Raw genomic sequence first — 18,947 nt, forward strand, 5'->3', positions numbered from 1 at the left:
TATCGAAACTGCATTTTGGCACGTCAACGACTGCAAAAAATGTTATGATAGGTGTAGTTTTGTGAAAAACTTGATTTTAGTAAAGGAGCCGAAAACATGTCCTCTGCTTCTTATTTAACAGTAAAAGCGTTAACAAAATATATTAAACGAAAATTCGATGCAGATCCACATTTGCGTGAAGTGTATGTAAAAGGTGAATTATCAAATGTGAAAATTCATCAATCCGGCCATATTTACTTTACATTAAAGGATGATGGTGCCCGAATAGCTGCGACGATGTTTAAAGCAGCGGCTACCAAATTAGCGTTTGAACCAAAGGAAGGTATGCAAGTATTTATCCGAGGGGATGTAAACGTTTACGAAGGCTATGGAACCTATCAGCTATATGTACAGGAAATGCAACCGGATGGCATTGGTAGCTTATTTGTTGCCTTCAATCAATTAAAAGAGCAATTACAAAAAGAAGGTCTTTTTAAACCTGAGTGGAAGCAACCGATACCAAAATTTCCTGAAAAAATTGGTGTGCTCACGTCAACAACTGGTGCAGCTATACGGGATATTTGTTCAACATTAAAGAGGCGTTACCCACTTGCTGAAATTTTGATTTATCCAACCCTTGTACAAGGAGCTCAGGCTGCACCGAATATTGTGCAAAATATTCAACGTGCTAATCAAGAGGCAAGCTGTGATGTGTTGATTGTCGGGCGAGGAGGAGGCTCCATCGAGGATTTATGGGCTTTTAATGAAGAAATTGTGGCAAGAGCTATTTTTGAAAGCCGAATTCCTATTATTAGTGCGGTTGGCCATGAAACAGATACAACGATCGCCGATTATGTAGCCGATTTACGTGCACCTACTCCAACAGCTGCTGCTGAGTTGGCTGTGCCCGATCAAGCGGATCTCTACCAACGCGTGCTTACGCAGAAATCACAGCTACATCAAATGGTTAGGTCGCAACTTATGGCAGAGCGACAACGTCTAAATAAGCTCCAGCAGTCTTATCCATTGTCAATGCCAGAAAGACTTTATCGACCTTTTACAGAAAGATTGGCACAGCTTGAGTCAGGATTACAGGCAGCAATGCAAGTGAGCTTGATGAAAAAAGCTGCCCAACTTCAACAATTACATAGTACGGTGGAGCAACATTCACCCAAAAAGGCACTTGCTTTTCATCAGAGAGAGCTTGAAGCGCGCGTTCAACAATTATCACGTGCTACAACGTATTATGTGGCAAAAAAGCAACAACAATTTGAGTCAACCGTTAGAACATTAGAAGCTTTAAACCCACTGTCCATTCTAACAAGAGGATTTACAGTAGCATATAAAGATCAGCAAATGATCAAATCATCCACTGAGGTGCAAAAGCAAGATCAACTGACACTGACTTTCCATGATGGAAAGGTTGTGGCTAACGTGACGAATATCTTGCCAAAGAATGAGGGGGAATTGTTGTGACTGAAAAACAACAAACATTTGCAGAAGCCATGACGGCACTAGAAGAAATCGTTCGCCAGTTAGAACAGGGTGATGTGCCATTGGAAAATGCGATTGATTTATACAAGCAAGGAATGGAGCTATCAAAGTTTTGCCATAGTAAGCTGCAACATGCTGAGGAGCAGCTTGTATCAATTGTCCAAGAGACTGGTGAAACAACAGCATTTGATCCACTAAAGGGAGAGAATTAGGAAATGAATGAGCCATTAAAGTACTTTATTGAAAGCAATACACCACAAATTGAAGAGATGATGTTTGCACTTGTTGAACAAATTGATGCACCAGCAGATTTAAAGGAATCCATGCTTTATTCATTAAAGGCAGGGGGTAAACGAATTCGTCCGCTTTTTGTGTTAGCGGTACTAGAGCTTTACCGTGAAAATCTTCAGGACGGTTTGATTGTCGGTTCGGTTATTGAAATCATTCACACATATTCTTTAATCCATGATGATCTACCAAGCATGGATAATGATGATTTTAGAAGAGGCAAGCCAACAAATCATAAAGTTTATGGAGAAGCGCTGGCTACGCTTGCTGGTGATGCATTAAACACACTGGCATTTGGCATTTTAGCACGCATGGATATCTCTGCTGAAAAGCGTATTGAGCTTGTCCAGTTGCTAAGCGTTGCAGCAGGTGCAGAAGGCATGGTTGGTGGTCAAGTACTAGATATGGAAGGGGAGCAACGTCAGCTTAATTTAGCTGAATTGGAACAAGTCCATGTCAATAAAACAGGTGCTTTATTGCGTTTTAGTATTGAAGCGGGAGCCGTACTTGCAGATGTATCAGCACAAGACCGTGCTACATTGAAAGAATATGCGCACCATATTGGTTTAGCTTTCCAAATTCAAGACGATATTTTAGATATTGAGGGAACGACTGAAGAACTAGGAAAAACAGCTGGAAAAGATGTCGCTAGTGATAAAAGCACTTATCCAGCACTCTTAACCCTAGAGGGAGCAAAAGAAAAGCTTGCTGAGCATTATCAACATGCCATTAACGCACTCGATCAATTACCAATAGATGTCAGCCTATTACGTGACTTTGCTGCTTATATAGTTCATCGTAAAAACTAAGAGAAAATCAAGGCGTTGAAGGAAAAGAATATGCTAGAATAGGTGGGAACGTTTGCAATATGTAAACAATGAAGTGCTCGTACTTTTAGCATATTGATAACACTGCTATAATGGTGGAAACACAATTGCGGTGAATATTTTATTGAAAAGGTGTGTGAGAAAGGTGGATTTAAATAAAATAACTAGTCCATCCTTTTTAAAAAACTTAAATAAGAAGGAGCTTGAGCAGCTTGCCCAAGAAATTCGTACCTTCTTAATCGAAAAATGTTCTGTCACAGGTGGGCATATCGGGCCGAATTTAGGCGTAGTTGAGTTAACGATGATGCTGCATAAAATGTTTGACAGTCCTAAAGATAAGTTTTTGTGGGATGTTGGCCACCAAGCTTACGTGCATAAAATTTTAACAGGTCGTGCGAGTCAATTTGACACACTACGTCAGTTCAAAGGGCTTTGTGGATTTCCGAAGCGCGTGGAGAGTGAACATGATGAGTGGGAAACAGGTCATAGCTCGACATCTTTATCAGCAGCCATGGGTATGGCAGCAGCACGTGATATAAAAAAAGAAAACAACTTTGTTATCCCTATTATTGGTGATGGGGCTTTAACAGGTGGTATGGCACTTGAGGCATTAAATCATATTGGCCATGCAAAAACAAATATGATTGTCATCCTCAATGATAATGAAATGTCGATTGCCCCAAATGTTGGCGCATTACACAATGTTTTAGGTCGTCTACGTACAGCCAAGGAGTACTCAAAAGCCAAGGAAGAGCTGGAATCACTTATTAATAAGATTCCTGTATTAGGTGGAAAGCTTGCCTCTACTGTTGAACGCGTAAAGGATAGCTTAAAATATTTAGTAGTATCTGGTGTGTTTTTTGAGGAGCTAGGTTTTAAATATCTTGGTCCAATTGATGGACATGATTTTGAAGCGCTTGAAATGACATTATCACATGCGAAAAAAGTAAAAGGACCAGTCCTTGTTCATGTTATTACGAAAAAAGGAAAGGGCTATAAACCAGCCGAGGATGATACAATTGGGAATTGGCATGGAACAGGTCCTTATAAAATTGAAAATGGTGCATTTGTGAAGTCTGAGACTACTGGACCAGCTTGGAGTAGTTTAATTGCTGAGACGGTTCGTAAAATTGCTCATGAAAATGAGCGAGTGGTAACGATTACACCTGCCATGCCTGTAGGTTCAAAGCTACAAGGTATTCAAAAGGACTTCCCAAATCGTTTCTTTGATGTAGGGATTGCGGAGCAACATGCGGCAACGATGGCTGCAGGATTAGCTACGCAAAAGATGAAGCCATTTTTAGCGATTTATTCTACCTTCCTGCAACGTGCATATGACCAAGTATTGCATGATATTGCTCGCCCGAATTTAAATGTCTTTATTGGTATAGATCGGGCTGGTTTAGTGGGAGCAGATGGGGAAACACATCAAGGTGTATTTGATATTGCTTTCCTTCGTCATATTCCAAACATGACAATTATGATGCCAAAGGATGAGAATGAAGGGCAACATATGGTAAAAACAGCAATTGATTATGATGGTGGTCCTATTGCACTTCGTTATCCACGTGGTAATGGAATTGGTGTGCCATTAGATGATGAGCTTATAGCTTTACCAATTGGTAGCTGGGAAGTTTTACGTGAGGGGAAAGATGCATCTATTTTGACATTTGGAACAACGATTCCAATGGCAATGGCTGCTGCTGAAATGCTTGCGCAACAAGGAATCGATATTGAAGTGGTCAATGCTCGCTTTATCAAACCGATGGATGAGGATATGCTACACCGTATATTATCTAGTCAAAAACCGATTTTAACAATTGAAGAAGCAGTTCTACAAGGTGGATTTGGTAGTGGTGTATTAGAGTTTGCTCATGACCACGGCTATTTAAATGCGCTAGTTGATCGAATGGGCATCCCAGATCAATATATTGAGCATGGTAACGTAGATCAGCTACTCGCAGAAATTCATATGACAGCAGAAGATACGGTTGCACGTATGCATGTATTACTTCAACAAAAACAGCAAGTGGGTTTGAATAAATAATGACAAAACAACCAAAAGAACGTGTAGATATTTTACTTGTAGAGCGTGGACTATGTGAAACAAGAGAAAAAGCAAAACGGTCCATTATGGCAGGCCTTGTCTTTTCAAATGAAATACGAATTGATAAGGCAGGCGAGAAAATTGCCGTCGATGCACCGCTACAAGTAAAGGGCTCAGATTTAAAATATGTGAGTCGTGGAGGCCTTAAATTAGAAAAGGCGCTACAAATTTTTGATATGTCTGTAGAAGGGAAGCTAATGCTTGACATTGGCTCCTCTACAGGTGGCTTTACAGATTGTGCCTTACAACATGGTGCAAGACATTGCTATGCACTAGATGTTGGCTCGAACCAATTAGCATGGAAAATTCGCTCTGATGAACGAGTGACAGTAATGGAGAAAACGAATTTTCGCTACACAACGGCAGCCGATTTATCAGAAGGTTTACCTGATTTTGCAACAATCGATGTTAGCTTTATTTCATTATCACTGATTTTACCAGTATTAAAAACATTATTGCTGCCAGGTGGGGATGTTATGGCATTGGTGAAACCTCAGTTTGAAGCTGGGAAAGATAAAGTAGGTAAAAAAGGAATCGTTCGTGATAAAAAAGTACATTTAGAAGTTTTGGAAAAAACGGCTGCAATGGCAACTGAAGTTGGTTTTGTAGTAAAAGATGCTTCATTCTCTCCAATCACAGGTGGAGAAGGAAATATTGAATTTTTATTCCATTTAGTGAATCCTATTGGACAAGAAGTGCTACCTGCATATACAGCTTTTAATGCACTCGTTGAAGAAGCGCATAATTCATTAAAATAACACGTGCTCGCTTATAGAGCCGTGTTTTTTCTTGTGCTTTTTTGTTGAAAATGGTAGTGTGATTATACACATATACAATTATTTATAAGAGGTGATTTCGTTGAATAAGGGACAACGACATATACGGATTCGGGATATTATCGCCAATCATGAAATTGAAACACAAGATGATTTAGTCGATTTTTTAAAAGAAGCAGGCTATAATGTGACACAAGCTACAGTATCACGAGATATTAAAGAGCTTCATTTAGTAAAAGTACCATTACAGGATGGGCGTTATAAATATAGCCTACCCGCAGATCAACGTTTCAATCCAGTCCAAAAATTACATCGTGCATTAGCGGATGCTTTTGTAAGTATTGATGGGGCATCACATTTTTTAGTCATGAAAGCTCTTCCTGGGAATGCGAATGCCATTGCTTCCCTACTTGACCATTTAGATTGGCCGGAAATTTTAGGTACAATTTCTGGAGATGATACCATTTTAATTATTTGTCGAAATGAAAATGAGCGTGAAAATACAAAAAATCGTTTATTAGACATGCTATAAAAAATGGTTAATTTGATTTAGAGGTGACAATTTGTGTTAAGAGAGCTTAGTATTCGAAATTTTGCCATCATTGAGGATTTGACTGTCAGCTTTTTAGAAGGCTTAACAGTTCTCACTGGGGAAACAGGTGCCGGAAAATCTATTATCATTGATGCGGTGCATTTACTTGCAGGAGGACGAGGCAACACTGAATTTATTCGTCATGGCGCAAGAAAAGCAGAATTGGGTGGCTTATTTCAAATTTCGAGTTCAGTTCATCCTGTTCTGAAAAAGTTAGAAGAAGCAGGCATTGAAATAGAAGAAGATACAATTATTTTACGTCGTGATTTGAATGATACCGGTAAAAGTATTTGCCGAGTGAATGGTAAGCTCGTGCCTTTGTCGGTACTAAGAGACATTGGGGCAAGTCTCATTGACATTCATGGCCAACATGAAAATCAAGAGCTAATGGATGAAAAGCAGCACATCAATTTGCTTGATCAGTTTGCAGAAGAAGAGCTGTTGCCGATTCAAAAAAACTATCGCGCCCAATATGATGAATACCGTTTGCTCAAAAAAGACTTAGCTTCTATATCCATTGATGAGCAGTTGATGGCACAACGTATCGATTTGTATCAATTTCAAATTAAAGAGTTGGACGAAGCTAATTTAAAGTTAGGTGAGGAAGACGAGCTTCTAGACGAACGCCGTCGTCTGATGAATTTTAATAAAATTTTTGAACGTTCTAGTGCAGCCTATGAAGCCATTCAGGGCGAAACAAAAGGACTTGATTGGATCGGAACAGCAATGGGTGCTTTAGAAGATGCTGCAACGGTTGATGAACAATTCAAAGAATCATCTGAGGCAGTGACAACTGCGTTTTATGCATTACAGGATGCAGCCTATCAGGTCAAAAATGTGTTAGATGAATTGGAATTTGACCCTGCACGTTTAAACGAGGTTGAGCAGCGTTTAGCGTTGTTGCAAACTTTAAAACGCAAATATGGAACGACAGTGGAAGAGATCTTGGCTTATTATGAAAAAATTAAAAACGAGTTAAATGAGCTGTTGAATCGTGATGAGATTTTGCAGGTGAAAGAACGACGTGTGTTAGAGATGGAAGCTGTACTCAATGAGCTGGCTAGTGAACTTTCAACTGTACGTAAAGCTGCAGCTCAACAATTGAGTGAAGCAATTATGGCAGAGCTACGTGAATTACATATGGAAAAAGCAAAATTTATTGTCAATTTCGATGAATTACCCTATTTCGATGCCAATGGGAAAGATCAAATTATCTTCTACATTTCCACAAACGTTGGGGAACCACCAAAGTCTTTACCGAAAATTGCATCAGGTGGAGAATTATCACGAATGATGCTAGCGTTGAAAACCATTTTCTCTTCTTCCAATGGAATTACTTCCATTATCTTTGATGAGGTGGATACAGGTGTCAGTGGTCGGGTTGCGCAGGCGATTGCAGAGAAAATTGCCGCGATTTCTGTTAATTCTCAAGTTTTATGTATTTCACATTTACCTCAAGTTGCAGCGATGGCTGATCATCATTACTTCATTAAAAAAGAAGTCGAGCATGATCGAACGTTTACTTCCTTATCAGAAATTGATCAAGATGCTCGTATAGAGGAAGTTAGCCGTATGATGTCTGGAACGGAAATTACAGCCTTGACACTACAGCATGCGACGGAGCTTTTAAAAATGGCAGATGAACGAAAAAAACAAATGCGTTAACCATTATTCCAGAAACAGTTTCAGCTGTTTCTGGCTTTTTTCATTTTGCGCAAATATTTACCGCTTATAAGAACGTCACAACAACACATAGTAAAAAGACAAAAATGAAAAGGAGGTGTCGTATGAATCGTCATTGGCGTCAATTAGTCATTTTGCCTATGCTCATCTTTTTATTAGTGTTGCCTATACAAGCTTTAGCCGCCAAAAAGCTTATACCAATGGGCGAAGCAATTGGAATTCAACTTCAATTGTCCCATGTATTTGTCGCACACGATGTACTGTTAGCTTCCAATCAGTGGATGAAAGGAGGCGCTGTTATTGAAAAAATAAACGATATACCAGTAAAATCTCTTGCTGATGCCAAGCAGGCTGTGGCAAAAGATGGCCAACAGACATGGACGATCAATAGTGAAGGCCAACAAATTACATTGGAATTACAAAACCAAGAAGCAGAGCATGTCATTTCCTTTTTAAAAGATGAAACAGATGGAGTAGGAACACTGACTTATATTGATCCAGAGACAAAAAATTACGGTGCACTAGGTCATCAAATTGTCGATTCAACCCTACAAGAAGCCCCTGTTTTTAGAGCTGGCTCCATTTTTTTAGCTTCTATTCAGCAAATCCGAAAAAGCACACCAGGCCAACCTGGCTATAAAATTTCCTCCATTGAAAAGCATCAAGAACGTCTAGGTAGTATAGATAAAAATACTATTTATGGTATTTTTGGCCGCTGGGAAGACGGTTATCAACAAAGATTACCCAAAGCGATAGAAATTATGCATGAAAAAGATATAAAAACGGGGAAAGCTGAAATCTATACAGCCATTGAAGGCAGTAAGGTGGAAACCTTTTCAATAGAAATTACCAAAGTGGAAAATGAACGCCTTGAATTTATAGTATCTGACGAGAAGCTCATTGAAAAAACAGGTGGCATTTTGCAGGGAATGAGTGGCAGTCCTATTATCCAAGACGGTCGTTTTGTCGGTGCTGTGACACATATGTTTGTGGAGGAGCCGAAAAAAGGTGCAGCGCTAACAGTAGCGGAAATGTTAAGAAGGTCTTCATAAAAAGGTATGAAAGGTAAAAATCCGTTTAATTTTCCCCAGGCAGGACAAAAGCCGCGGGAAACTACACGGATTTTTTACCCTTATTTCATCGAATCCAACATGTATTTCCGATAATTTCCTGAAGAAGGCATGATATTTAAAAAAACTGTAGTTTTATCTACTAAATTTATCTAAAATAAGTTATAAGAGCATTCGACAAGTCGCGTCATTTAGCGTAACTTGTCGATATTAAAAGAAAGTATCGGACTACATACTCATTTTTGGAAATAGAAAAGGTTTTTAAAACAAAAATGTCGAAAATTCCACAGTGTGCCAAAAACGGCATTTAGGGGTTTAGGTTATCGCTTTGAGGTGTTCAAAGCAAGTCCAGAAGGAGGAATTGAAATGACAAAGGTAAAAGTAGCGATTGCAGATGATAATCGTGAGTTATTAAAAACAATGGAGCAGTATTTTCAAGGACATGCCGAAATAGAAATTATTGCAACTGCTTCAAATGGAAAAGTATGTCTACAAATGCTTGAGGAATTTACACCAGATATTTTACTTCTAGATATAATAATGCCTCATCTTGACGGTTTAGCTGTATTAGAGTCCATGTATCAAAATGAGAAAATGTCATCAATTCAAGTCATTATGCTAACGGCTTTTGGCCAAGAGGATGTCATGAAACAGGCGGTGGATTTAGGAGCTTCTTATTTCATGCTAAAGCCCTTTGAATTCGACCAATTGGTACAAAAGATTTTACATTGTGCTGGACAGAAGGCGACACTTCCGAAAAAGACAAGCGTATTACAACCGACAGTACCTCAAAAATTAAATCAGCATCAATTAGACAGTACGATTACAGCCATCATCAAAGAAATCGGTGTCCCTGCACATATTAAGGGCTACTCCTATTTGCGTGAAGCCATTCAAATGGTCTTTGAGGATATTGAATTATTAGGATCTGTGACAAAAATTTTATATCCAGAAATCGCTAAAAAATTTAATACGACACCATCCCGCGTGGAACGTGCGATTCGTCACGCCATAGAGGTAGCCTGGAATCGTGGCAATTATGAATCCATTTCGTCAATGTTTGGCTATACAGTCCATCACTTGAAATCCAAACCAACAAATAGCGAATTCATCGCCATGATCGCTGACAAAATTCGTATTGATATGATGGCTAGCTAAGCGTTGGTATGACTGCGTTTGTGGACGACAGGCTAGCGGAGAATATGCGGTAAACTTATTATATAAAACAGTTATATTACGTTAATTATAACGTCTTCTTAAACAGTTTTTTACGACTGATTAAGGGGGCGTATTTTTTATGGCTTTAAATCCGTTTTTAGTAGAAATTGATCGCTACATGCTCGATTGTTCAGCGAAAGGTCTGTCACCTAAAACATTAAAATCGTATGAACAGACGCTTAGATTATTCGCAAGGTTCCTATTGGATAACTTCGAAATAGATGACGTTAAAAGCGTCAAGGCAGAGCATATTCAAGCTTATATTCGTTCAATCGAAGAAAGAGGTAAGTTTACTGTAAGTGCCGTAGAATCGCCTGTAAACTACCCAGAACGACGGGTCGATTTTGGTAAGCCGGTAAGTAAAACGACAATAGCGAATTATGTACGTAACATAAAAGCATTTTATTCGCATTTATATTCAGAGCAACTTATTCGCAGCAATCCGTTAAAGGATTTAAAGAATGTTAAACCCGAGCGAAAAATCAAAGTTATGCTCGAAGATAATGAATTAAAACAGTTTTTCCGTTCTTTCGACGTTACTAAATTCGATCAATACCGTGATTGGGTAATAGCTCGATTAATCTTTGATAGTGGAGCCAGGATTGGCGAAATTTTAGAAGTGGTGCCATCAGATATTGATTTACGCAGTAATGCAATTTTATTAAGGAAGACTAAATCGGGAAAACAGCGATTTGTTTATTTTTCGCAGAAAACTCGTAATCACTTAAAATCGTGGATTGCCTTTAAAGATAGGTATACAGATAGTAAGTATTTATTCCCGACAAATCGAGGTACAAAACATCGCATAGAAGGAGTGGAGCGTTCGTTTAGACTTCGGAGTCGAGACGTTGGCCTTCAAATAACACCGCACTTACTTCGAAATAATTTTGCTAAGAGGTATCTAATAAACGGTGGTGATTTAGCAACATTATCTCGACTTCTCGGACATGCGAGTGTTGAGGTCACATCGCAAATCTATCTTGATTTCGCTGATAAGGAAGTGATGAAGAAGTATCGACAGCATAGTCCACTTGAAAATTTGGATATTTAAACACAAAAAAGCCGGCTGACGTTGGAGCGTCGACCGACTTTACAACTTAATATCTACGCTAATAATTGCCTGGCAGCAATTGCGTTTACTTAGGGTTCATTATATCGAAAAAAATTCGATGATGCAACTTCTATTAAGTGCATCCTTTTTTAGCAGTAGCGACGAGGTGGCCCACTAATTCGTCGTTAATCTAACCTGGTCAGTGCCGTCCGTCACAACGCAAACTACGGAATATATCGTAGGTCAAGCCGTTTCCTGTTACGGTTGCGATGAATTGGTGAGCGCCACCATTAAGGGCGCGGCATGGTTTATCGGCTAGTTACGGCTAGGGTAAGCATGTACAAGCGGACAATCAGCGTACAAATACGCTCAATTAAGGACTACCGCACGTCTAGGACGATAATTAGACGAGTACATACGGATAGAAATATCCCGATTTAACAGGAGCATACGAGACAACCTCGGACGTCACCTGACGCTAGCAAATGCGGTCGTTACTTATTGTCGTTTGAATCGTTTTCAACGTTTCTTGCGATAATAGGTAACGATTTTTTGCTCCGATTTCCTGGAGCAAGCAGCCATTCTGCTAGCAAGAGGGTGCGGTTGTCAAGTACAAATGTTAAAAAAATCTTGATAGGATTTGTAATTCTCTTTCACTATGAGAAAGTGGTACAATTAAACATACTAATATTTTACATCTGTGAAGGGGAATTTGGAATGAAACAATATACTTGGTATGTTAATGTTGTAGGGCAAGTTCAAGTTTACGAGGGAGATATTAACGAAACATTAATTACTGATGTTTACACGTTAGAAGATGCTATGAAAGATCAATCAATTAAGCATGAACATCATAAACTTTTTCATGAAAAAAAGTACAAAGGATTAAGGGGGTTATTTAATCATGAAGTAACAACTAGATTGATAGTTGATAAAGTTACATATGAAGAACGCCCTCAAATTAAATATTGGATTCCACAGGAACATGCAGAATCATTCTTTTTTTGTATAGAAGAACCTAATCAATTACCGATGTCGAGTGGTGTAACAACAGTTAATATCAGTGAGTTCTTGGATTAAATTTAGATATATCATGAGGTGATATATGGAAAATTACTTAGAAACAATAAATTATGATATAAACGGAATAAAAAAGTTGATTTTAGAAGGTCAAAAGACTTCTGATTTTAGTATTGCACCTATTTATTCTCTGTTTCGCGATGCTTGTATTATTCTTTTTGAAACTAACCAGGTATTTAAAGAAGATGGGGTGATTCAGTCTGATTTATTACATTTTAATGTAATTAAAGAAGTACGGCATAAAGTGAAAACTAATCAAGGCTTCAAAAATAAGAAAATCTTTAATAAGCTTCTGGAAGGGCATAAAAGTCTTTTTGGATCTGATATAGATAATATAGGTTTTTATTTAGATAATAATATATTGGCCAGTAGTACTTTATTTCCTTCGTTTGTTTTTGCTGATACTCCTTTGTTTAATATATTTGATAGAAATACTTTCATAGATTTTACTTCTGTTATTGGTTCGTTAATGCGTGATACTCTAGATGTGATAAATACACCAATTGAGTTAGAATCTAAACCATTAATTAACATTAATATGAAAGAGTATGACCTAAAGGAAATTTGGGATCAAAGATTTTTTAGTAAAGATATAACATATAATGTATTTTTAACACGAATTCTTCTTGTCCAAAATGAATTAACCACTTGTATATGGTTAGAAAACCACTTAGATTATAAATCATCAACATTAAACCTAGATAAGTACATTTTATTACGATTAGTATCAATTAAGTTATTCGAAACAATGAGGAATCTGTTGGATATTAAAGGTAGGGTAGAACTCCAAAAACATTGGAATGATATCAATCTAAACAAATTAGATTATTTGCTTGTTCAGTACGAAAGAACTATTAAAGATGAAATGAAAATTTTAAGAAATATGCTTCATTATAATAGCCAAGATATTAATTTTTTTGGTTACCTTCAAAAACAGATAGAAAAAGACAATGAGTATCCAGATAAATTAATTAAAATTATATTTAATGATTACATTAGTAAGATTAGAGAAATTATTTCTACTAGTCTCAACATTCAATGCTATGAAAGTATGTCTGATCTTGAATTGATAACACGTAGAATAAACTATCTTAACAAAGAGGTTAAACAGACATAACTAACTAAAATGAGCGCCTAGTAATTCTAGAGCGCTTTTTCTTCGTCTACTTCTACAAAATCAATTATCTCCGTTATATCATCAATCCCTAATGTCTCAGCGATCCTCTCGATATGCCCAAAGTTGATATTTCTTCTCTTGCCGTTATTCAATTCGCTTAGTGCTGCATGTCTTATATCACATTTCTCCGCTAACTTTCTCAATGAGCCGACCTCGTACTTTTCAATTATGTAATCAATCTTAACAACTACTTTCTTAGCCATTTAAAATTCCTCCTAAAATATACTTGACGTTACGCAAAAGCGTACCATATAATGATAACAGAAGTGGTACTCATAAGCGTACCGAAAATAAAAATTATCGGGAGGTTGTTTTATGATGACGCAAATGCAAATTTTCGAAGTTGAGCCAGGATATTCTTATGTCGTAGAAAGAACTCAGGTTATTGACGGTGTATATTTAGAAGTATTTAAGCAGCCGGGATATGAAGATGATGCGATTTTGTACATCGGTGATAATGAGATTTTATTCAAGTGGGATGATGAGGCACGTTCTATCTTCACCGAATTGGATACAGCAGAACCTATCGAATTGCTGGCGATCCTTGCGCAAGCACCGAAAGTATTAGCTTAAACTGAATCATACTCGCGCCAACGAGTTGAACCGTCTGTTTTGCGCCAACATTACGGATAATAAATACGCTAGAGTCAGCGCCAACCGACTTTAGCAATTGATACGAAGGATCATTGCGCCAACAATGGTCGTGTCGTTGAAAGCTAGGTGCGCCAACGCCTAGCTTTTCTTAAATTACTCAACTAAAAGTATCAGTTATTTGAAGAAGAACAGCGACTTATAAAGCAATCGCGCCTTTTGTACAATAATAAAAGATCCTATAACTTCCTCATTGCCATTAAAACCTTATCAACATCATAGGTGTTTGTTGGAATAACTGTTGTATAATTACCGTTATATCCTACCTGATAAGTATTTAATATTTCAGCTGCAAGCTCAATTAAATTTTCGATTTCTTTATACGTAATTGGGAATTCTTTTCCTAATGCTCCTCTATCTTTAAAAAACTTTTTATCATTGTGAGCAAAGGCTTTATCTCTCCAAGCTATTAAATTACTAATTATAGGCTCAACCTCATTTAATCTTTCCCTATCGTTAATAACGGTTGATTCATCAATATCCGATTTTCGTCCAAGTTTCTCCTTAGTAATTGGATCGTTTGAAAAAATCTTTTTATGATTACCCTCAATAAAGTTTAAAAACTTATTAATGTTTTTACTACCTCTAGAGGATGGTTCAAACAATCTCGCTAAACCCATAATTGCAGAATACTGAAAAGAATGAATTGTTAAGCCGAAAAAAGCAGGTGCTTTGTTCATCAACTCTAAATTCTCTTTTTGATTCTTTTTTTCCTTAAGATATTTGTTTAGAAGATAATAACTATTTAATTCATAAAGTTCTTTTAAAAGACCTTCTACATCATCTACAAACTGGTTAATTATATCCTGTGACATATGACAACTCCTTATAAAATTACTATTAAATCCAAGTTACTCTTACTCTGAATTGGATGTTATATGAATCTAAATTTTACCATAAATAAATATAAATTTCAGTACAGTTCTGCCTTTTAAAAGACCGCCTATTAAGCACCGTAGTAAACAAGTAATGGTATTTATCATTAAAGGCTTAGAACTGCTAAATCAACGGTAAAACAGCGAGATTTATCGGGGGAAATATTTAAAAGGTTTTGCGGAAAAGGTGTCTCGAAAAGAGAATTTGTTCGGGTATATGTAATAGAAGAAAAAAAGTTTAAAAAAATGCAAAAAAGCACTTTACATTCCGCAAGTGCTGACGATATAATAAAAGTTGGTATGTCTGTTTTTGTGCAGAATTAACCAATATTATCAAATATCAATTTATAATGTCATTATACAGGAGGATGAACAGCAATGCAAGCGAAAATCGAAAAATTTATCGTAATCCATTCTCGCCAAATAGCGCAGGAAATCATCGATGCAGGACAGGCTTTAATTAAAATGGAACCGAGTCGACATAGGCGGGGCAAACTTGTATTTGTATTTGAACGCTCACATCTTATCGATGAAATTCTCGCCAAAAGTTCTCGACGACCTCAACCGCAACACTTATCCGAAATAAAAAGTGCTTATTGACCGTTAGAAACCGCGTCATATCAACGTTTGTGAGGTGTCGTCCTTAAAGAGAGGTATATAAAAAGTGCTTATCATCGATGACAGTTTACTGGCAGCGATAGGCGAATGTAATGAGCCGTAGAGTTCTTTACGAAGCATTCGCTAACGCTCATACTTCTATTTTTGCTAATCGCAAAAATGATATCTGTTGATAAACACTTATAGTGACTTATATTCTCGTAAATTTAGTTTTGTTGTCATTTATTCATGTATATCGTTTTATCCCTTAAAGAGAGGTATATAAAAAGTACTGAGGCGGTGGGGTCGTCGTCTACAACAATAATTCTACAAATCGGGAGGTATTCAAATGGAAATGAAAAACGTAACGGTAATTGATTCGGTGATGGGAGCAGGTAAGACGACTTATGCTATTGACTACATAAATGGCGCAAGCCTGTTAGAGCGTTTCATATATGTTACGCCGTTCTTAGCTGAGGTCGACCGTGTGATTAGCTCGGTAACGGGTCGCGAGTTTGTACAGCCAACGAATAACGTAGAAGGCGGTAGTAAATTAACGAGCCTAAAGCGATTGATTGAGGACGGTAAAGACATCGTAGCAACGCATAGCCTTTTTGAAATGGCAGACGATGAACTGCGCTACTTGTTGCGTGAGAATAACTACACCTTAATATTGGACGAGGTTATAAGCGTTATAGATAAGGCGGGCGTTTCACCGTCTGATATGCGACTTCTACTAGATAAAGGCTTAGTGAAAATGGAGAACAACAAGGTCGTTTGGACTGCGAGCGAAGTTGAATATGAGTACGGGGTATTCGACCGTATCAAGCTACTGGCGCAAGCAGGGACGCTTTTTTATCACCGTGACAAATACTTAATTTATGCGTTTCCGCCTTCAATCTTCGAAACTTTTACTAGTGTATACGTTTTGACATATCTATTTGAGGCGCAGTTAATGAAATATTATTTCGAGTTGTATTCGATTCCTTACGATTTAAAAGCGGTCAAAGACGGACAATTAATCGAGTATGACAAGCACCAGGAAGGACGAGAGCATCTTCGTTCATTGATTACTCTATATGACGGACCGCACAACGATCATGGTAGTGTTCCGACCGCGTTTTCTAAAGGTTGGCTGAGCCGTCGAAGCGATGGAGAAATGGCTGCAATTCGTTCTAGTATGCAGTCGTACGTCAGAAATATTATCAAAGCAAAGACTGACGAAGTTTTATGGACGACGATCAAAAGTTATCAATCGGACTTAAAAGGAAAAGGCTATACAAAGGGTTTTCTGGCGTGTAATGCCCGAGCGTCTAATGAATATGCAGACCGTTCAACATTAATGTACTGCTACAACCGATACATGCATCCTATAGAGAAATCGTTCTTTCAAGATCACGATATAACAGTTAGTGAGGACAAGTTAGCTGTGTCAGATTTACTTCAATGGGTTTGGCGCTCAAGAATCCGCAACGGCGAATCTATCAATCTATATATGCCTGCTAGACGTATGCGAGAATTACTCGATAAGTGGGCACGATACGATATCTAATGGTAACACTCTACAAAAAAACTATTCTGCAAAGGGGAAATGAAAATATGACAACTGTAAATACGAGTATCACAATGAAAAAAGGCGAAGTATTAAAACACACATTCTTAAAGGTTCTACCGGGAACAGGAGCAATTGAGTTAGCTCGTAAATACTTTCCGCCAAACGTCGAGTATCATGACGCTTTAGAGATTGCATCAGCGCTAATCGATGGCCATTTTGAAGGCGTAGACGACCCAAAAGTACGTCGTTGCGCGCACTGTGGATATTACTACCGTGATATAACTAAAAACAATAGCTCGATAACTTGCTGTAAACAGTGCGCCAGTGGAAAGGATATTGTGTTAAAAGCATGGAGACGAGAAGTTCGTAAGGTCGGTAAGGTACGCCGACTGACGTGGTTAGATTTACATTACGCATCATCATATAAGGGAGAACCATTAGAGTACCCGTTTTGGAGCTCTGATTGGCACATGTTTGAATACGACCGCAAACGAAAAGTATATTCCTTCGGAGACGACTTCGAGCAATATGTAGCGCAACAAAAACGTAAGGCGGAAATGGGAGGTAAGCGTAAAACGCCAGAGCGTATTGATTATGACGGATATAATGCACCACGTAATATTCACGTTAAGTTAGGCGGGCATGTAGGGTGTGGAAAAGTAACTGTAATAAAACAAAGTCGCGAGGAAATCGAGGCGGAATTGCTAGCACGTTATGGTGCCAAAAAGCTACAACAAGAACGTGTTCGCGCTCAAATGGCGGCATTAGGTAGGTATAAAATTTAGGTACGACCAACTCGGCTATATATGAGGAAGCCGATTCGGAAAAGTCGGCTATTTTATTTACCCATTAGTTATAAAAACGTATAAAAAATGAAAGGATTGATAATCATGGACTTTTCAGAGTACCTACGATTTACTAGGCTTTTTCACGGGCTGACACAAAAGGAAATTGCAGCTCGGCTTGGCTATACACAAGCATTAATTTCGGAAGTAGAAAATAAAAGAAAACATCCGTCGACACGGCTAAAAGTAGCGCTCACTCGCGAGTTCCCACGAACAATCGAGTTTGAGCGTTTTTTAATTGAATTGAAAATGGAGATGGTTTGAAATGATGCGCAAATGTCGCACTTGCAAAGAAGTTAAGAATCTAACCGAATTTACCCGACGTCCAAAAGCGCCGCAAGGACGAGAGTATCAATGCAAGGCATGTCGTAGCAAAGCTCGCTATGAAAATGGAGCTTACTTACGAGAGCGATTTCGTAAACATCAGTATCGTCATAATAGCACTATGTTTTATACAGATGTGACTATTAACGCTGTATTAACTGCAGAAAAATGCTGTTACTGTGGTGACGAACTTACACGGGAAAAGGAACATGCGAAACAAGCGACGCTCGATCACGTATATCTCGGTCACAATATCGATGATAACGTGGTTGTTTGCTGTCGTAGCTGTAATACTTCAAAAGGACAATTACACATCTATGACTATTACCAACGGTCAGCTAGTTTCACAGACGAGTTGTGGAACGAATTTGTTAAACAATTCGCAAGTCGATTATTGAGGCGTGAGCCAAACGGACATGAAATCGAAGCCTGGAAACGAGGCTTTAAAGAAGAAAGCGAGGAAATGAAACGATATGGAGCATAAAAAGTATTCATCTAATTATCATGGCGAAGGTAAGCGAGCAAAGCTGAAACGAAGAAAGAAACAATTCAACAAAAATGGTATCGAAATCAACGGACAGCGACCGCCAAGGCCGCGAGTAATCAATGGGATGGTGTTTTATTAATGCAGATTTACTACAGTAATGACAACAGAGAACATTGCGTTTACATCGACGAGGGAGATCGCCAGCATCGGATATTCTTGCCGAAAGAAGTGGCCACACTGGATGCGCGATATTTTGCGCAATCAGAAGCAG

20 protein-coding genes are annotated in these 18,947 nt (G+C 38.2%); 18 read left to right on the plus strand and 2 right to left on the minus strand.

The features are described 5' to 3' along the window. The first annotated feature begins 96 nt into the window (after window positions 1–96). The 12 genes from xseA to ACMGGO_RS07915 all read left to right on the plus strand — a co-directional run bounded on the left by xseA (window position 97) and on the right by ACMGGO_RS07915 (window position 13,282). Window positions 97–1,455: an exodeoxyribonuclease VII large subunit gene (gene xseA / locus ACMGGO_RS07860; protein WP_054549164.1), complete on the plus strand. Its 1,359-nt coding sequence runs from the start codon at window positions 97–99 to the stop codon at window positions 1,453–1,455. Beyond that, complete coding sequence (gene xseB / locus ACMGGO_RS07865) at window positions 1,452–1,685, plus strand: exodeoxyribonuclease VII small subunit (RefSeq protein ID WP_008179899.1); 234 nt, start codon at window positions 1,452–1,454, stop codon at window positions 1,683–1,685. The genes xseA and xseB overlap by 4 nt, the downstream gene beginning before the upstream one ends. A gap of 3 nt (window positions 1,686–1,688) precedes the next feature. Then, window positions 1,689–2,570: a polyprenyl synthetase family protein gene (locus tag ACMGGO_RS07870; protein ID WP_269898196.1), complete on the plus strand. Its 882-nt coding sequence runs from the start codon at window positions 1,689–1,691 to the stop codon at window positions 2,568–2,570. Between the two features lie 163 nt (window positions 2,571–2,733). Beyond that, entirely contained in the window at window positions 2,734–4,635 is a 1,902-nt protein-coding gene (gene dxs / locus ACMGGO_RS07875) for a 1-deoxy-D-xylulose-5-phosphate synthase (protein WP_048392297.1), read from the plus strand. After that, window positions 4,635–5,453 carry a TlyA family RNA methyltransferase gene (locus tag ACMGGO_RS07880; RefSeq protein WP_004231167.1) on the plus strand — a complete coding sequence of 273 codons (819 nt, stop codon included), beginning with the start codon at window positions 4,635–4,637 and terminating at the stop codon, window positions 5,451–5,453. The genes dxs and ACMGGO_RS07880 overlap by 1 nt, the downstream gene beginning before the upstream one ends. Window positions 5,454–5,553: 100 nt before the next feature. Beyond that, entirely contained in the window at window positions 5,554–6,003 is a 450-nt protein-coding gene (gene ahrC, locus ACMGGO_RS07885) for a transcriptional regulator AhrC/ArgR (RefSeq protein WP_004231170.1), read from the plus strand. 33 nt (window positions 6,004–6,036) lie between these two features. After that, window positions 6,037–7,728 (plus strand): DNA repair protein RecN, encoded by a 1,692-nt coding sequence (recN, locus tag ACMGGO_RS07890; protein WP_315061321.1) that lies wholly within the window; start codon window positions 6,037–6,039, stop codon window positions 7,726–7,728. Window positions 7,729–7,850: 122 nt separating this feature from the next. Next, entirely contained in the window at window positions 7,851–8,798 is a 948-nt protein-coding gene (locus ACMGGO_RS07895) for a SpoIVB peptidase S55 domain-containing protein (protein ID WP_048392300.1), read from the plus strand. A 384-nt stretch (window positions 8,799–9,182) separates the two neighbouring features. Further along, the gene (gene spo0A, locus ACMGGO_RS07900; protein WP_016993890.1) at window positions 9,183–9,974 is read left to right on the plus strand and encodes a sporulation transcription factor Spo0A; all 792 of its coding nucleotides are present in this window, start codon (window positions 9,183–9,185) and stop codon (window positions 9,972–9,974) included. 139 nt (window positions 9,975–10,113) lie between these two features. Further along, window positions 10,114–11,085 carry a tyrosine-type recombinase/integrase gene (locus ACMGGO_RS07905; RefSeq protein WP_420281755.1) on the plus strand — a complete coding sequence of 324 codons (972 nt, stop codon included), beginning with the start codon at window positions 10,114–10,116 and terminating at the stop codon, window positions 11,083–11,085. A 717-nt stretch (window positions 11,086–11,802) separates the two neighbouring features. Further along, entirely contained in the window at window positions 11,803–12,165 is a 363-nt protein-coding gene (locus tag ACMGGO_RS07910) for a hypothetical protein (RefSeq protein WP_322605032.1), read from the plus strand. Between the two features lie 25 nt (window positions 12,166–12,190). Next, complete coding sequence (locus tag ACMGGO_RS07915) at window positions 12,191–13,282, plus strand: hypothetical protein (protein ID WP_420281756.1); 1,092 nt, start codon at window positions 12,191–12,193, stop codon at window positions 13,280–13,282. 26 nt (window positions 13,283–13,308) lie between these two features. Here ACMGGO_RS07915 and ACMGGO_RS07920 read toward each other — a convergent pair whose 3' ends face one another. Next, window positions 13,309–13,545 carry a helix-turn-helix domain-containing protein gene (locus ACMGGO_RS07920; protein WP_420281757.1) on the minus strand — a complete coding sequence of 79 codons (237 nt, stop codon included), beginning with the start codon at window positions 13,543–13,545 and terminating at the stop codon, window positions 13,309–13,311. Between the two features lie 112 nt (window positions 13,546–13,657). Between ACMGGO_RS07920 and ACMGGO_RS07925 the strand changes: the two genes are divergently transcribed. After that, complete coding sequence (locus ACMGGO_RS07925; RefSeq protein ID WP_420281758.1) at window positions 13,658–13,915, plus strand: hypothetical protein; 258 nt, start codon at window positions 13,658–13,660, stop codon at window positions 13,913–13,915. A 257-nt stretch (window positions 13,916–14,172) separates the two neighbouring features. Here the strand turns inward: ACMGGO_RS07925 and ACMGGO_RS07930 are convergent, their stop codons facing one another. Beyond that, the gene (locus tag ACMGGO_RS07930; RefSeq protein ID WP_420281759.1) at window positions 14,173–14,808 is read right to left on the minus strand and encodes a hypothetical protein; all 636 of its coding nucleotides are present in this window, start codon (window positions 14,806–14,808) and stop codon (window positions 14,173–14,175) included. A gap of 438 nt (window positions 14,809–15,246) precedes the next feature. On the opposite strand from ACMGGO_RS07930, the gene ACMGGO_RS07935 reads away from it, so the two are divergent. The 5 genes from ACMGGO_RS07935 to ACMGGO_RS07955 all read left to right on the plus strand — a co-directional run bounded on the left by ACMGGO_RS07935 (window position 15,247) and on the right by ACMGGO_RS07955 (window position 18,673). After that, entirely contained in the window at window positions 15,247–15,468 is a 222-nt protein-coding gene (locus ACMGGO_RS07935) for a hypothetical protein (protein ID WP_420281761.1), read from the plus strand. Window positions 15,469–15,814: 346 nt separating this feature from the next. Next, a complete protein-coding gene (locus ACMGGO_RS07940) occupies window positions 15,815–17,017 on the plus strand; it encodes a hypothetical protein (RefSeq protein ID WP_253294158.1) in 1,203 nt (400 codons plus the stop codon). A gap of 47 nt (window positions 17,018–17,064) precedes the next feature. Continuing rightward, a complete protein-coding gene (locus ACMGGO_RS07945) occupies window positions 17,065–17,805 on the plus strand; it encodes a hypothetical protein (protein ID WP_420281762.1) in 741 nt (246 codons plus the stop codon). Window positions 17,806–17,910: 105 nt separating this feature from the next. After that, complete coding sequence (locus ACMGGO_RS07950) at window positions 17,911–18,129, plus strand: helix-turn-helix domain-containing protein (RefSeq protein ID WP_216485988.1); 219 nt, start codon at window positions 17,911–17,913, stop codon at window positions 18,127–18,129. 1 nt (window position 18,130) lies between these two features. Beyond that, on the plus strand, window positions 18,131–18,673 hold the full coding sequence (locus ACMGGO_RS07955) for a hypothetical protein (RefSeq protein ID WP_420281763.1): 543 nt from the start codon (window positions 18,131–18,133) through the stop codon (window positions 18,671–18,673). The last annotated feature ends 274 nt before the right edge of the window (window positions 18,674–18,947 follow it).

Source organism: Lysinibacillus sp. BNK-21 (assembly GCF_048684915.1).
Classification (GTDB): Bacteria; Bacillota; Bacilli; order Bacillales_A; family Planococcaceae; genus Lysinibacillus; species Lysinibacillus capsici.